10 protein-coding genes are annotated in these 16,048 nt (G+C 71.8%); 3 read left to right on the forward strand and 7 right to left on the reverse strand.

Annotated features, from left to right (window positions below):
• Positions 1–41: 41 nt before the first annotated feature.
• A complete protein-coding gene (locus Aiant_RS40370; protein ID WP_212846718.1) occupies positions 42–1,910 on the reverse strand; it encodes a sialidase family protein in 1,869 nt (622 codons plus the stop codon).
• Positions 1,911–2,249: 339 nt separating this feature from the next.
• Here Aiant_RS40370 and Aiant_RS40375 point away from each other — a divergent pair, with 339 nt between their 5' ends.
• Together Aiant_RS40375 and Aiant_RS40380 are read left to right on the forward strand one after the other, a co-directional pair.
• The gene (locus Aiant_RS40375; RefSeq protein WP_189329923.1) at positions 2,250–2,534 is read left to right on the forward strand and encodes a hypothetical protein; all 285 of its coding nucleotides are present in this window, start codon (positions 2,250–2,252) and stop codon (positions 2,532–2,534) included.
• Positions 2,535–2,694: 160 nt separating this feature from the next.
• Complete coding sequence (locus Aiant_RS40380) at positions 2,695–3,288, forward strand: PilZ domain-containing protein (protein ID WP_229829954.1); 594 nt, start codon at positions 2,695–2,697, stop codon at positions 3,286–3,288.
• A 137-nt stretch (positions 3,289–3,425) separates the two neighbouring features.
• Here the strand turns inward: Aiant_RS40380 and Aiant_RS40385 are convergent, their stop codons facing one another.
• From Aiant_RS40385 to Aiant_RS40405, 5 genes are all read right to left on the reverse strand, one after another.
• Complete coding sequence (locus Aiant_RS40385; protein WP_212846725.1) at positions 3,426–7,790, reverse strand: chemotaxis protein CheB; 4,365 nt, start codon at positions 7,788–7,790, stop codon at positions 3,426–3,428.
• 87 nt (positions 7,791–7,877) lie between these two features.
• Complete coding sequence (locus Aiant_RS40390) at positions 7,878–8,324, reverse strand: cupin domain-containing protein (protein WP_189329926.1); 447 nt, start codon at positions 8,322–8,324, stop codon at positions 7,878–7,880.
• Positions 8,325–8,389: 65 nt separating this feature from the next.
• Positions 8,390–10,906: a helix-turn-helix transcriptional regulator gene (locus Aiant_RS46770; protein ID WP_280528244.1), complete on the reverse strand. Its 2,517-nt coding sequence runs from the start codon at positions 10,904–10,906 to the stop codon at positions 8,390–8,392.
• A gap of 65 nt (positions 10,907–10,971) precedes the next feature.
• Positions 10,972–11,940, reverse strand: a complete 969-nt coding sequence (locus Aiant_RS40400; RefSeq protein ID WP_189329928.1) for an anti-sigma factor RsbA family regulatory protein — start codon at positions 11,938–11,940, stop codon at positions 10,972–10,974.
• Positions 11,937–12,776, reverse strand: a complete 840-nt coding sequence (locus Aiant_RS40405) for an MEDS domain-containing protein (RefSeq protein WP_189329929.1) — start codon at positions 12,774–12,776, stop codon at positions 11,937–11,939. The genes Aiant_RS40400 and Aiant_RS40405 overlap by 4 nt, the downstream gene beginning before the upstream one ends.
• A 122-nt stretch (positions 12,777–12,898) precedes the next feature.
• Between Aiant_RS40405 and Aiant_RS40410 the strand changes: the two genes are divergently transcribed.
• Complete coding sequence (locus Aiant_RS40410; RefSeq protein ID WP_189329930.1) at positions 12,899–14,923, forward strand: SpoIIE family protein phosphatase; 2,025 nt, start codon at positions 12,899–12,901, stop codon at positions 14,921–14,923.
• On the opposite strand, the gene Aiant_RS40415 is transcribed toward Aiant_RS40410, so the two are convergent.
• Entirely contained in the window at positions 14,916–15,983 is a 1,068-nt protein-coding gene (locus tag Aiant_RS40415) for an ATP-binding protein (RefSeq protein ID WP_189329931.1), read from the reverse strand. The two genes, Aiant_RS40410 and Aiant_RS40415, sit on opposite strands and share 8 nt — an antisense overlap.
• Positions 15,984–16,048 lie beyond the last annotated feature (65 nt).

Below are 16,048 nucleotides of genomic sequence, written 5' to 3' on the forward strand. Positions count from 1 at the left end.
TTGCATGATTGGCACCGCCTCTTCGGGTTGGCGACGTGGTGCTACCTGATCGGTACGCCGACGGTGTAGATGTCCTGGTCGTTGGCGACCGAGGCGTTGGCCGCGCCGGCCTGGCAGACGGCCGGGGGAGTGGTGGTGGTCCCGGTGCCGGGGCAGAGGAACAGGTCGACCGGCCGGGTGTCCGACCAGACCGGGTACGCGGTGTGGTTGGTGACCGCGACGGCCGCGTAGTCGCCGTAGAACGTGCCGTTGAACTGGGTCGGCGGCGGCATGCTGGAGGTCGTGGCGCGGTCGTGCCGGAAGCTGGACGCGTTCCGTGACTGCGACACGGTGATGTCGGAGAAGCCGGTGTTGCTGTCCGATCCGTACTGGCGGTCGTAGTAGCTGACCGCCAGCGCGCCGTTGGGCGTGTAGGCGGCGCCTTGGAAGAACTGGTCGCTGCGGGCCTGGCCCTTGGCCGTGGTCACCACGGGTGCGGTGCGGGGCTCGGTGTTCACGAAGCTCGCCCCTCCGTTGGTCGAGACGGACAGCACGATGTCGTTGTTGCAGGTCGTCTTGACGCCGGTGTACAGGTTGGTCCCGGCCGCCGAGAAACCTGCCGGGGTGCACCCGGTCGTCTCGTTGGAGTTCCGGTTGAGGTACGAGCCGTAGGTCACCACGACCCGGCTCGGGTGGGTCGGATCCACCGCGCCGATCGGGTAGTTGCTCGCCCGGAAGATCGAGTTCGCGGACGGGCCCTTCTCCGGGACGCAGGCGCGGCCGGGGTCGGCGCCGTTCTGGTACGTGGCGCAGTCGGGCAGGTCGTTGTAGTAGCCCACCCGTACCGGCGGCGAGAAGCTGGCCCCGCCGTCGGTCGACTTCGACAGCAGGATCTGGTTGCGGTTCTCCGGCGCGACCACCGCGTTGTTGAAGTTCGCGTACGTCACGTAGAGGGTGCCGTCCGGCGCGGTGAACGGCTGGGAGAACTGGTTCTCGTTGCAGGTGCCCTGCGGCGTCGGCAGGCCGAACGTGTTGTCACAGAGCGCGCTGGTGGAGCTGACCAGGACCGGCGCGCTGAAGCTCTCGCCGTAGTCGGCCGAATAGGCCTCGTAGATGTAGCCGGTGCCGTCGGCGGCGAACGTCGTCCAGGTCACGTAGACCCGGTCGCGGAACGGGCTGGTCCGGCTGTTGTCGACGGTCAGCAGTTGCTTGTCCAGCAGGAAGTCGCCGGCGCCTGCGACGTCGTTGTGCTCGGCCACCGGGCGACCCGGGAAGTTGAAGGACGCGCCGTTGGTGCCGGTGGACCGATAGACGTAGAACGCACTCGACTGGTCGGGGTTGGCCGACGCGACGAGCCCGCGCAGGAACACCTGACAGGAGAGGTACGCGTTGCCGCGGCTGTCCCAGGCCACCGACGTATCGCCGCCGGCCTGCCAGTACTGCCGGGCGCCGCCGAACGCGGTGCCGCGGGTGAAGCCGTTGGGCGTGGTGGCGTCGGCCCAGGTCTTGCCGGCGTTCTGCGAGTACGACACCCCGCAGGTGCCGTCGCCGCGCCGGTAGTCGTTGTAGCTGGCGATCACGTGGTTGGCGTTGTTCGGGTCGACCGCCACCCAGGTCTCGTTCTGCGCCTGCGCCCGGCCCTGCAGATCGGGGTCGGTGATGTTCAGGCAGTTCTGGTTGACCTTGACGTTGGTGCCGACATGGTCGGTGCAGGTCGCGGTGGTCCGCCTGAACGCCCCGGCCGGCGCCGCCTGCCGCGCCGTCGGCACCCCGCCCAGCTCGGCGGCGAGCAACCCGGAAACCAGCCGTTTCTGGATGGTGTTGAGCTGCGCGTAGCCGAACGGCGCCGCGGCCGCGGTGGAGCCGGTCACCACATTCAGCGAAAGGGCGACCAGCGACCCGGCCGCCAGGAAGGTGATGGTACGTCGCAATCGCATCATGACATCAAGCCCCCTTGCTCGAAGATCGCGATTCCTACCAGCACCAGCGAGGCTAGGTCGCCTTTTGCATTGATCGGCATCGACCTTTTGGGTAACGGGTGGACAGAATCGTTCATCAATCAGCTCTTTGCTCCGACAATTTCTGAATGGGATCTTCTCTGAACGGGAACTCAGGCGCCGCCGGGGCGTCCGACAGGTATGAGTGAACGGCGCCCGCCTATGGCGTACTTGATAATCGTTTTGCTGCTGGGTGTGCCGGCGTGCGCCACGGCCGGACCGCCCCGCACCGTCTCCAGCGAGGGGGCCGCGGTCGTGTCGCATCTTCGGAGAGTGGGGCCCGAGAGTCCGGACGGCGAGGTCGTGCTCCGCTTCGGCGACCGCCTCGAAGTGACACCGCCGGACTTGCCGGGCGCCTGGCGGGTCACCGAGTACCCCTCCGGCATCCTTCGGCTCGACGATCCCGCCGCGGCGGCGTCCAGCCACCTCTTCGACGCCGTGGCGATCGGCCAGGGGAGGATCGCGATGGTGCCGGCGGGATCGGCCGGCTCGGCGGCCGGGACCTACACCGTCCGAATCCGGGTGATGCGCGACAACGTGCAGCTATCGCGACCCTAGGCCGGCCCCGGGGAGCGGGCACCGCGCCGGCACGCGTGTCGGTCCGGGCCTTCACCACTGCCGCGAGCTGCCGATATTCCTACGGAAGCTCGCGCGACAGTTCGCAGGGAAGGGCCGCACGGTGATGGGTACGACGGTGGAACAACCACAGCCGTGGGCTGTGCCTTTGGTCAGTGTGTCGCTCGGCGGCGGTGCGGCGCGCACGTGCCGGGCCACCCGTCAGGCCGACGGCACGTTGCACCTCGGGCTGACCGGTTTCGCGATGGTCGGGGTCGACGCCACGTTGTTGTGGACCCAGAACAACCGCGGATGCAGCATCGACGGCACGGTGATCGCCCCGCCGGCGGGCGGCCTGCCGGGTGTCTACCTGCGCATCGACGGCGTCGCCGGCGGCATTCAGCGGCGGCGGACCGAGCGGGTGCGGGTGCAGATGCCGGCCGTGGTGCTTTTGCCCTCCGGGCAGCTGTTCCCGGGCCGGACGGTCGATCTGTCCGCGGGTGGTGCGCACGTGACGGTCGATCTGGAGGAGATGAGCGAGGACTCGTTGATGCAGCTCCTCGAGGACCTCGAACGTGATGCGCTGATCGAGGTGCAGATCGAGCTGCCGGACGGGCCGGTCGGACTCACCTGCCAGGTACGCGCCGGCGGCGACGAACCGGGCGACGTCCGGCTGCTCTTCGTCAACGTGAACGCCGACGTCCGTGAGCGAGTCGCCCGATTCGTCACCGCCAGCGCGGCGACGGTTGCCGGCTGAGTGCCTGCCTCGCTACCGGCCCCCGCTGACGTCTGACGCGCCGAGCTGTCAGGGCGATTCCTTCGAGGGTCGGTGGTCGCGTTGCCTGAGCGCGCGCTCGGATCGAGCGCGCTCGACGGCGGCCCACGTGCGCTCGGCTACCTCCTCGGTGAGCGAGATCTCGCGGTCAGTCCATTGACGCGGGCCGTGCTGTGTACGGCCAGGACGGCGACGAGCGATCCGTCCTTGACCAGCGGCACCGCGACGCAGGCGTGGATGGAGAGCGCCGCGTGCGCGTCGCGTTGGGCGCTGTCGAATCGTTCGTCCGAGTTCAGGTCGTCGAAGACGTGCGGCTCGCCGGCCCGGAGGCGGTCAACGATCCACTGACCGAATCGCGCGATGTCGTACCTGCCGGATGGGAGTGGGAGAACGTCCTGCTCGAAGGCATCTTCGACAAGCCATTCGTCACCGGCGACCTCGGCGTAGAGGCAGCGGTTCGCGCCGAGTTGCTCTCCGAGCAGGCGGGCAGCAGTCGTCCGGACCGCCGCCGGGTCGCCGAGCGGCCGGAGCGCGTCACTCAGTTTCAGCAGGAACGCCTGCCGCTCCTCGCTCTCGCGCAGCGCCGCTTCGGCCTCCCGCCGCTCCAGGTAATCGGCTGCCTGCCGCACGACCAGATCCATCATCCGCAATCCGCGTTCGGCCGGCTTGTGCGGCGCCCCGAAGTGCGTCGAAATCATCCCGAACACGCGGCCGTCCGGGGAGACGAGCGGCGCGGATTGAACCGCGCGCACGCCCGCCGCCAGCAAGACGTCGAGCGACGGTTGTCCGGCGAACAGATCGCTCTGCTGCACGTCTTCGACGACGACCCGTCCGCGCGTGGCGAACGCCTGGCCGCATACCGCGGAATCGTTGGCTTTCACCTCGGCGAAGAACTCGAGAAACGGCGCCTCGAAGCCGTGCTGAACCGCGATCTTCAAGGTGCCGGACGCCGGCTCCAACACCTGGATATTGCCTTTGTCGGCGCCGATCATCGCCACGGCGGTGTCGAGGATGGCCTGCAAGCCGGTGGAAAAATCGAGTGCGGGATCGGCGCATTGCTTGCCGAGTTCGTAAAGCACGGTGATCGCTTTCAGGTCCGCAGCTGTTTGCCGGTCGCGTTCGCGCAGAGCCGCCTCGGCGCGGGTGCGTTCCGCCTCTGCCCACGCACGACCCGCCAGCGCTTCGACGAGCGCGAGCTCCTCGGTCGTCCAGAGCCGCGGTTGCGGGTCGCTCACCGAGAGGACCGCGTGGAACTCGCCCTCGAGGTAGATCGGGACCGCGATGCCCGATCCCAGCCCATGCCTCGCCATCTCGTCCACGACCCGAGCGGAGATCCGCGGGTCATTCGTGCTGTCGGTATAGACGACAGATCGCCCGGCGAGATGGTCGGAGACGAACGGGTCGTGCGGGTCGAGCGGCCAACGCGAAGGCTCGGCGCGTGTGCCGTCGGCGAGAACGATGCAGTCGGCGACGTACTCCTGTGTCTCGTGGTCGATCTCCACCCAGGCGGCGCGGCGCGCCTGGAGTCGTTCGATCATCATCCTGCATGCGGTCTCCGCGACGGCTTCCGGTTCGGACAGGCCGCGGGCGGTGTCCGAGAACCTGACGAGGAACTCGTTCAGCTCGAACGCGCCTCTCCGCGTGCGCGCCAGCTCGAGCTGACCGGCCACACGTGCCACGAGCTCGCGCGCCGAGAACGGCTTGACGATGTAGTCGTCCGCGCCGGCCAGCAGGCCCTCGATCGCCGACTCCTCACCGGCCCGTGCCGTGACCAGCACGACCGGGATCCCGCTCAGGCCCGCGTCGTTGCGCAGCTCGCGCAGCAGCGCGAAGCCGTCCAGGCCCGGCATCATCACGTCGGCGAGGACGAGATCCGGCGGGTCGCGGCGCGCGAGGGCAAGGGCCTGTGCGCCGTCCGCCGCAATCGCCAGCTCCCAGTGCGACGCCAGCAGACGCGCCAGATAGTCACGCATGTCCTGGTTGTCGTCGACGACCAGGATGTGCGCCGCCGGGGCGTACCCGCCGAGCTCGTGCCGGGCCGTCCCGTCGTCGGCGAACAACTCCGCCGCGGGTGCGTCACCCCAGCTCGAGGCCTCCTCGGCCATCGCGGCCGCGACCTGCAACGGCGGGTCCGCCGACGGCGCCGCGTCCGACGCCACGGGCCGCCGCCTGGAGGGTATCCAGATCGTGAACGTCGTCCCCTCTCCCACGGTGCTGGTGACCCGGACTCGCCCGTGATGGCGGCGCACCAGCTCATCGACGAGGGCCAGCCCGATCCCCGCCCCCTCGTGCGTGCGCGCACGTGTGTCCCGCACCCGGTGGAAGCGCTTGAAGACGTGCGGCAGCTCCTCCTGGGGAATGCCCACCCCGGTATCACGGACGACGAGCTCGGCGTGCTGGGGCAACGCGCGCAACGTGACCCGGACCCCGCCCTCGAAGGTGAACTTCAACGCGTTCGAGACCAGGTTGGAAACGATCTTCTCCCACATCTCGGCGTCCACCCAGACGGGCTCGGGCAGCGGCGCGATCTCGGCATCGAGTCTCACTCCCGCGCGGCGGGCGGCACTCTCGAACTGGGCGACGATCTCCCGGGTGCGCTCGGCGAGATCGACCGGCGCGAACGTCGCCCGCAGGCGTCCCGCCTCGATCTGCGAGAAGTCCAGCATCGTTCCGACCAGCCGCAGCAGCCGGCGCGCGTTCCGGCGCACCAGGTCGATATCGGCCCGCTGCTCCGGCTTGAGACCGTCGCCGTCCCGGCCGAGCTCCTCCAGCGGGCCCAGCATCAGCGTCAACGGCGTCCGGAACTCGTGCGAGACGTTCGAGAAGAACTCCGTCTTGGCCCGATCCAGGTCCGCCAGGCGCTGCAGGCGTTCTCGCTCCCGCTGCCGCGCGTGCGCGTCCGCCATCCGGGCCGCCACGGCATCAGCGACGAGAGTCAGGAACCCGCTGTACCCCTCGTCGAAGACCAGGTAGCGGTCGACCCCGAAGACCAGCGCCCCGACCACCCGGTCATTGGCTTCGTCATGGAGGGGGTGCACCACGGCGATCTCGGGTGCCGGCCGGTCGGCGGCGACGACGTGTCCAGGAAAGCGCGTGGCCAAGTCGTCGACCGTGACCGGCTCGGTCAACTGGCCCAGTGGCCAAGCAGCACCTGGCGCCAGCCGCAAGTGGCGGGGCGCCAGCGGCGAGCCCTCCTCCACCCCGACCGCGCCGACCAGACCCGCACCTGTTGCCTGGGCATCGAGGAGATAGGCGATGGCGTAGACGACGTCGGCCGAGCCTGCCATGATCTCCAGCGCCTCGGCGAGTGCTTGCCGGCGGCTCCCGGCGCGGGGCGCGCTCGCGAGCGCGTCGAGCACCGCCAGCCGCCGGGCCGACAGCACTTCCGCCGTGCCGTCGGTGATCGTGCGCAGGATGCCGCCGACCGTCCCATCGAACTCATAGATGGGGACGTCGGTCAGGTTGAACCAGATCTGCCGCATCCGGCCGTTGACGAGGTAGGTGTAGCTGGCCTGCGGGTGGCGGGCCGACGCGCCCGCCAGCACCTGGTCGTAAACGACGCGAGACTGCTCGAAGACCTCCGGGAACAGCTCGCGCGTCGGTCGCCCGAGCACCTCGGCCTCACGCCCCGGCAGGAAGGGAAGCGCGTGGTCGTTGTTGAACCACAGGAAGTCCTTCCCCCACAGCACGTAACCGGGATCGGGGCTGGCCATCATCACGCGGAGAACGGATCTCAGCGTCGGTGACCACCCACTGACCGGTCCGAGGCGCGTGCGGCTCCAGTCCAGCACAGCTGCCTGGCCGGCCATCACGCCCTCGTTACCGAAGGTGGCTCGAATCGCCTCCGCCTCACTGCGCGCAAGCGGCAGCCGCCGGCCGAGAGCGACGTCCACCAACACCGGCCCGATCTCGAACAGCGGCAGCACCAGATCCACCGCGCCCGCCGCCACCGCCGCGGCGGGCATCGAGGGCTGCTCCGCCGTGTCCTCGCTCTGCGCGATCACCCGCCCGCCTGCCGCGCGCACGGCCGCGGCGCCCGCGGCGCCGTCGCGTCCCATCCCGGTCAGCACCACTGCGAGCGAGGCAGCGCCGAAGCTGTCCCCGACCGACGTCAACAAGGCGTCGAGCGGCCGATCCGCGAGCACGCTCTCGGCCGGGCGCACCGCACACGTGCAGTCGGGCAGGACTTCGAGCACCGACCGCGGCGGACACACCGTCACCGTCCCCGGCTCGATCCCGTCACCGCCGCGCGCCCATCGGATCGGAAGCGCGATTCGCCGAGCGAGGATCTCGACCAGCGCGCTCCCCTGTCCACCGAGGTGCTGGGTGAGGACGATCGCCGCAGGGAAGTCCCGCGGCAGGCCACGAAGGACGGCTGACAGCGCGTCCAGGCCGCCCGCCGATGTCACCAATGCCACGACTTCGACGCCGCGCCCCTGCATGTCCTGCGCGGCGCTCCCCGAGCCGGTCGGCGGCTGCGCCATAACTTGTCACGCTACCGCGACCCGTGGTCGATGACACCGGCCCGGTTCGTGCCCGGGTCGAGGCCGGTACGCGGCTGCCGCGCCGGCTCAGCCGCCGGCGAGGGCCACGCCGTGCCGCTGGGTCACCGAGAGGATCGCTGCCATCGACTCCTCGGCGGGCCGGTCCGCCGGAACCGAGCGGGAGAAGTCGGCGAAGAAGCGTCCCGCACCGTCGCCGGAGGTGATAGCCACGAAGCGGGCGGATGCGCCGACGACCTCGAACGTGCTCGGCGTCCCGGCCGGGAAGACGACCAGCCCGCCGGGCTCCACGTCGTGCGCCTTGCCGTCGACCAGGGCGGTCACCCGGCCCTCGATCAGGAACAGCACGGCCGTCCAGGGGGAGATGTGTGGTGGCGCCATCGGCGCCGCGGGCGCGACGATCTCGAAGACCTCGAAGGTCCCGGCGGTGTCCGCCACGGTCGCCTTGAGAACGTGGTCCCCGTCGATCATGGGGTAGTGCCGTCCCTCGCCGGGCCGGACGTGGATGGTGTTCATGGCTCCTCCTCGGGCTGGTTGAGGCCAGCCTGCCGCGGCGCGGCACCGGCGATGCGAGTAGTGCGCTACTCGACCCCGAGGACGCCGGCCAGCGCGCCGCGTTCGGCGACGCCGAGCTTGCGACCGGCGCGGTACAGGTGCCCTTCGACGGTCCGGACCGACACGGTCAGCCGTTCGGCGATGTCTTTGTTCGACCATCCCCGGGCGGCGAGCACCACGATCTCGCGCTCGCGGGCGGTCAGCGGCAGCGGCCGGACCGCGACGGCCAGGGCCGGGGTGCGGGCTCCGGAGCGTTCGGCCAGCTTCCCGGCGAGGGCCGCGGCGGCGAGGGCCGAACCCCGCCGCTTCTGCCCGCGGTGCACGTCAGCGGCCTGGGCCGCGGCGTCACCCGCAGCGACGAGGTCACCGAGCCGGGACCAGGCGTCGGCAGCCGTACACAGCGCCTGCCCGTCCTGGTCCGCCCAGGCCCGGGCGTGGGCGCAGGCGGCCGCGGCCCGCGGACTGAGCCCGGCCAGCGCGGTGAGACGGGGCAGCGCCGCGCCCGCGTCGCCGAACTGGACCGCGGTCTGCCAGGCGAGCACCTCGAACGCGGGAGCGCCCGTCTCCCGGGCGAGACCCGCCGCGGCGACGGCGTGCCCCCGAGCTTCGGTCGTCGAGCCCTCGGCGGCCGCTCCCCACGCCCGGGCGAGCAGATCGTCGGGCGCATAGAGCCGGTAGGCCGGATGCTGTCCGGCGGCCACGCCGGCGAGCAGGGGAGCGGCGGGTGTCGCCTGGCCGGTCTGCGCCAGGGCGGTCGCCAGCAGGGTGCGGCAGCGGAACCGGAACTCGTGCCCGGAGTCCGCCAGCCCGGCCCACGCCTCCCGCAGGGGCAGCAGCGCGTCACGGACCCGGCCCGCGGCGAGGGCGGCGTGCCCGGCGATGACCAGCCCCATCAGCCGGGCCGGACCCGGCAGGTCGGCCGACGCGGCCCGCATCCGCCGGGCCCGATCGTCGGCCCGCTCCGGCGCGCCGGCCAGGCGGTGCCCGAGCACCTGGAAGTCCGCCAGCCCGAATCCGGGAATGCCGGTCGGCACCCGGTCGGCGGTGAGCCCGCCGACGACCGCGGCCTCGTCCAGCAGCCCGGTCATCCCGGTGACGGCGGCCGCCGCGGACACGCCCGAGGCGACCAGGATGCGAGCCAGGTCGTCGGGGAGGTCATCGTGCAGCAGCCGCGGACCGCGGGCGAGGACCAGCGGGAGTTCGCCGGTCGCGGCGGACAGGGCGAGCGACATCGCGGCGACGTGCATCGGGGCCGCGCCGGTGCTCTCGGCCTCGGCGAGCGCGGCGCGCGCCTCGGCGGGCCGGGCCATCGTGAAGAACAGATTGCCGGTGCGGTGCAGGTGCGCCACCGCGCGCGTCCCGATGTCCGGTGGGTTCCCGGCGAGGTCCACGAGGATCGCCTCGGCCTCCTCGCCGCGGCTGAGCCAGGACAGTGCCGAGGCGTGCACCAGCCGGGCGACCGGATCGCCGGTGGCGGCGGCCGCGCGGGCCAGCCGCTCGGCCAGCGGCAGGTCGTACATCCGGGTGGCGGCCTCGGCGGCCCGCAGGAACAGCGCGGGGTCGGGACCCAGGTCGGAGTCGAGGGTCAGCACCGCCCGCGGGATCGGGTCCGGCGCCGCCTCCAGGGTCCGCGCCACGAGGCCGCGCAGACGACGGGCGCGCAGCCGGCCCATGGCGGCCCGGCGCACCTCGCCGTACAGCGGGTGCGCCAGCCGGACGACCCGCTCGTCGGTGCGCACCAGCCCCCGGTCCTCGGCCGCCTCCAGGTCGGCGGGGGAGGTCAGCGCGGACACGGTCGGGATCGTCACCGGTTCGGCCAGCGCGACCAGGTCCACGACGTCGCGTAACCCGGCGGGGAGGTCGCCGATCTCGCGTTCCAGCAGGCCGGTCAGCTCCGGGGAGAGCGCCGGCTCGCTGGTCCACCGCCAGATCCCGGACGCCGGGGTGAACCGGCCCGCGGACACCTCCCCGGCCAGCAGATGCCGCAGGAACAGGGGACTGCCCTGGGTCAGGGTCCACAACCGGTGCGCGGAGGCCGACTCGACCGGGCCCCCGAGCACCCGGGCGACGAGGCCCACGGTCCCGGCGGGGTCCAGCGGGGCCAGGTCCAGCCGGGGGAGATGGTCGTCCTTCCACAGCGACGTCACCGTGTCGGGAGCGGGCTCGCCGGTGCGGAGGGTGACCAGGACGGGCGCCAGCCGGCGTACCACCACGCGGTGCAGCACGATCGCGGAGTGCTCGTCGAGCAGGTGCGCGTCGTCGACGGCCAGCACCAGCGGCCGTCGCCGGGCGAGTTCGCCGAGCGCCCGGCCGATGGTCTCGGCCGCGTCGCCGGGCGGGACGGTGAGCAGTCCGGCGAACGCGCCCAGCGGGAACGGCCGGGCGGCCGTGCTGCCGTGCGCCCACACCACGTCCGTACGCCGACCGGCCGCGGCCGTCAGCACCTCGCGGGCGAGCCGGGTCTTGCCCACCCCGGCCGGACCCGCCACCACGATGCCCGCCGCACCGGGCCGGATCGCCGCCGCGGCCGCGCGCAGCTCCACGTCCCGGCCGGTGAACGGCCACGGCCGCTCGACGTGGCCAGGCCGGCGATCCTGGCCGGCACGCACTACTCGCCGCCGGCGGACAGTTCGCCGGCGACGAGCCGGACGGTGAATTCACCCGGCCCCTTCTGCAGGCCGACGTAGCCGCACGTCTGATGGGTGATCCACAGGCCCAGGCCGCCACGGGGCGCCTTCCGGCTCGGTAGCAGCCCGGCGTAAGGGTCGGTGGGCCCCGCGCCGCGGTCGCTCACAGTGACCACCACACGGTGCGGTCCGGCCCAGGCGCGCAACACCACCGGCGCCAGGCCGTGCACGATCGCGTTGGTGACGATTTCACTGACCGCGATGAGCAGATCGCTGTGGCTGTCGGCAGGCAGGTCGCTCCCGGCGGCGATCGCGGCGATCACGGTACGCGCATGGGCGCTGGTCGGCTCGACCAGCTCGACGTCCGGCGTCACCTGTTCGAGCGGGTCGCGCCAGTGGTGGATACGCGGCGCGCGGAGCAGCCCGAGCGGATCCTCGAAGCCGGGGTTGGCAGCGTGTACGCCCGCGTGAGCGAGGTACGGGTGGGCACGGCGAACCTCGGCGATCACGTGAGCCGGTGCGGTGCGGGTGTCGTACGGGCAGACGCCCCACACCGGGAACTCGTCGTAGGCCTCGTTGACGGCGGCCTCGTAGCGCGCCCAGCCGTCCCACGGGGCGCCGACACCCGGGTGCGGCACGTCACCGGCGACGCGTATCTGCCTCGCGCCGCCCGCGACGTACTCGCCGAACAGCTCACGATAGGCGCGGATCGCGGCGGCCGGCCGCAGGTACTGCTGCTCGCCACCCAGGTAACGGATGCCGCTGTCCTCGCCGAGGACGTCGCGGACGAGCTGCTGGTTGCGGGCGGCGAAGGCGGACACGACGGGCTCACCCGCCTCGAGCCCTCCGGTGAAGAAGGGCACGATCACTCCCAGGAACTCCTCGTCGGAGCCGTAGAAAGCGGTCTCGTGGAAGTAGCCGGGGTGGCCGGTGGCGGCACCGGTTCTCATGCCTTCACGACCACGCGCAGACCAGCCATGGGGACGATCCGCGCGATCGCGGCGGCAACGCTGTCCCGGTCCGCGTGCATCACCGCGGTGACACCGAGTCCGGTGGCGTAATCGGCCAGCGCGGCGAGGCTGTGATGGTCGACGAAGGCCAGCTCCGCCGCATCGATCACCAGCCGGCCGTCGGCGGGCTCGGGGCGGGCGTGCCGCAGCGCGGTGGCGAACAGGTCTCCGCTGGCTCGATCGATCTCGCCTGCCAGGACCGCGTGCGTGTCCGGGTCACCCGCGGCGTACAGACGGAAGCCGCTGCATCCCGCGCTGAGCGCCGGATGAACGCAGGTCACCTCCGCCAGCACGGCAGGGTCGAGGGCACCGCGCTGGAAACCGCACATGCCGATGAGCGGGTGGCGGGCGATGTGCCGGTCGATGAGGAATTCGTACCGCGCCCACGCCGCTCGCTGCTGTTCGGTCCGGACCAGGGACGTCACGTCGGCGGCGACCCGTAGCCCGCTCCACCCGTCCGTCAGCGCCTGGCCGGCGGCTGCGGCGAAGGCGGCGACCTGCCGGTCCGGGTCGACCGGTTCGCCGTCGCTGTACATGGCCGTCACCGACGTCAGTTGTGCCTGGCCGGTGGCCAGTGCCGCCTCGAGGCCGTGCATTCCGGCCGGGCCGGCACCGTCGGTGCCCGCGACGTAGACGACCCGCTGCCGGCGGGCCAGCCCGGCGGACAGGAACCGGCCGGCGCGGGTGTGGAAGTCGGCCGGTTGGTCGAAGGCCCAGCCGACATGGTCGTGCACACCCGCGTCGTCGGGTGTGCCGATGACTCCGGCAAGCCGCATGGGCTCAACGTACGCCTGCGGGTTCCCCAAGGGCAGCAGGTGTCCGGCTGCCATCGACTCGGGTTCGCCGGTGCTGGATGATGGCTTTCTCGTCCGGATTGTCGTGCCGAGGAGGTGACCTGGTGGCCGGAGGGCTCCCGGACGCCGAGTTGCTGGCGATGCTGAACGCCGATCCCCAGGGCTGGGTGGTGGCGGGATCGGTGCGTGAACACGGTGCCATCGTGGACTTCACGCTGCTGTACATCAACGAGGCCGGATGCCGGTTGGTGGGCCGCCCCCGCGAGGAGTTGATCGGGCGCCGCTATCGGCACCTGTGGCCGGAGACGGTCCATGACGGGACGCTGCCGTTGTATCGATCGGTGGTGCTCAGCGGTGAGCCGGTCACCCGGACGGTGTACTACGACCGGTCGAGCATCTCCGGGCACTTCGAGCTACGGGCCGGCCGGTACGGGGACGGATTCATCGTCCGGTTCGTCGACCTGCGGCAGGTGACGGTGTCGCCCCGATCGGACGGCGGCGCCCGGCTCTACGACATGCTGGACGCGGCGTTCGACGGGTTCACCGTCCTCCGGCCGGTCCGCGAGGCTGACGGCCGGATCGTCGACTTCGTGTGTGACTACGTCAATCAGCTCGGCGCCAAGCTGACCGGTCGTACGGTCGAGGATGTCATCGGCCGGCGGCTGAGCGCCATCGCACCGGAGAGCTGGGACGACGGCCTGTTCGAGCGCTATCGCGCCGTGGCGGAGACCGGAGACCCGTGGCGCCAGCAGCTGGAGTATCCCGCGATCGGTCAGGCGTGGGAGATCAAGATGGGCCGGGACGGCGCCGGGTCGGTCGCCGTGTCGTTCCGGGAGATCACCGAGCAGATGCTGCGGCAGCAGGAGCTGACCGCCAGCGTCGCCCGCGCCGAACGGTCCGCGGCGCGCGCCCGGGCGCTGGAGAGCGTCACCACCGCCCTGGTGGCCGCGAGCACCACCGAGCAGGTGTACGCGGCCATCGGCTCCGTGCTGCGGCCCTCCGCCGGGGGCGAAGGCCTGGCGCTGCTGCTGCGGGACGACGACAGCTTGCGGCTGCGGTATCACTGCGGTTACGAGCCGGAGGTGCTGGCTCGTCTCGACGGCCTGCCGATGGAGCATCCCTATCCGGCCACCGGTGTGGCCCGCACCGGGCGGGCTCGCTTCCTCTCGACGCTCGAGGAGTTCGAGGCGGCCCAGGACGGCGCGGCCCCGGCGGTGCCGCCGGGTGTCCGGCGCGCCTGGGCCTTCCTGCCACTCGCCGTTGCCGGCGAGATTCTCGGCGCGCTGGTCGTCGGGTATCACGAGCCGCGCGACTTCGACGAGGACACCCGCTCGACCCTGATGGCGCTGGCCGCGCTCGGCGCGCAGGCGTTGCACCGGGCGCTGGTGTACGAGACCAGCCTGTCCATCGCCGCGCAGCTACAGCATGCGCTGCTGCCGGTCGGGACGCCCCGCATCGACGGCTTGGCCTGCGCGACCCGCTATCTGCCGTGGACCCGCGGCGCCGAGGTCGGCGGCGACTGGTACGACGTCATCGCTCTGCGCGACGGCCTGGTGGGAGTCGTCGTCGGTGACGTCGCCGGGCACAACACCGCGGCGGCCGCGGCGATGGGACAGGTGCGCGGTGCGTTGCGCGCCTACGCCCTCGAAGGCCATCGCCCCTCCGCGGTGATCAGCCTGGCCAATCGGCTGATCTTCGATCTGCGCTTGGACACCATCGCGACCTGCTGCTATCTGGAGCTCGACATCGTCAACGGCGCGGGTACGGGCGTCAACGCCGGTCACCCCCTGCCGGTGGTCCGGGAGGGCGCCGAGGTGCGCTTGGTGCCGCTGCCCGCCGATCCGCCGCTGGGTGCCTCGCGGGCTCACGCGTACCGTGACGCGGTTTTCGCCTTTGAAGCCGCGGCGACACTGCTGCTTTACACCGACGGGCTGGTCGAGGATCGGCGGAACCCGATCGATCTCGGTCTGGACGAACTGTGCCACGCCCTGCGCACCGCCCCGGCCGGCGATCCGGAGGCCGTGATCGATCACATCGTCGCCAGCCGGGTCGGCCGGCGCACGCGTCACGACGACGTCGCCCTGCTCTGTCTGATGCGCAGTCGCGCCGCCGCGCCGGGACCTAACTGAACCGCAGGTCCGCCCAGACGCGCTTGCCCGGCTCGGTGTGATGGCGCTCGACACCCCATCGATCGGCGATGGCCTGGATGAGGTGGATGCCACGCCCGTTGGGCCGGTCGGTCTGCCGCGCGCGGACGGCGGGTCCGCGGGGGTCGTCGTCGGCGGCGATCAGGCGCAGGTGGTCGCCGGTGTCGGCCAGCTGTGCCTCGCGGAGTCCACCCCCGTGCCGCACCGCGTTGCTGATCAGTTCGGTCAGCACCAGGTCCACCTCGTCGTACAGATCGGGCCGGGGTGTCCGGGTGAGGATCTCCGGCAGCGTGCGGCGTGCCCAGTCGCGTCCTTCGGCGCCGACCGCGGCGTCGCGGGGGTGCTCCGGTTGCCAGACCGCGTGGCGGTGGTGCCGCGCCTGCGGGCGTTGCCGATCAGCGGTGACGGTGGCGATCCGGGAGGCGTCGAGGGCGTCGGCGGCCAACCGGCCGAATCGTTCGGCGTCGTGCACGTCGCGCTCGGTGAACGCGTCGTGCTGGTCGAGGTCGCGGATCAGGGTGACGGCTCCGAGCACGGCGCCGGTCGCGGTGCACAGCGGCACGACGATGGAGCTGGCGACGCCCAGGGCCTCGAACTGAGGCACCAGCTGCCGGCTGGTGATCGCGGCGTGCAGCAGCCCGGGTGGGACGTGCGGGAGGTATCGGGTGACCCCGGTGGCGGTGACCCGGCCGGCGCCGTAGGCGTCTCCCGTGCGTACGGGCACGTCGGCGGCCCAGAGCCGGATCACCGGCTCGCGCTCGGCGTCGCGGTGCCGCAGCGTGATCATCTCCAGCGGCTCGCCGTCGACCGGGTGCTCCAGACCGAGGCCGGCCAGCGGGACGGCCGTTCCGGACCGTAACGCGTCCACGACGGCAGTGCGTACGTGAACCGCGCACCAGTCCGCCATCGCGGACACCACCTCGTCGCCGAGCGCGTCGGCGGTGGTGAACCAGTCGGTCGCCGCCCGGATGCGAGAACCGGGATCCCAACGGCCCGTTTCTCCTGCAGGGGCGGAGTCCGCCGGTGGGTCTTCCCGATGCATGCGCCGCCCTTTTCCCCTGGCGACCGAAAAGTTCGGCGCGACGTCAGCCTGATTGGCGGCTTCCA

The sequence above is a fragment of the Actinoplanes ianthinogenes genome, assembly GCF_018324205.1.
GTDB lineage: Bacteria > Actinomycetota > Actinomycetes > Mycobacteriales > Micromonosporaceae > Actinoplanes > Actinoplanes ianthinogenes.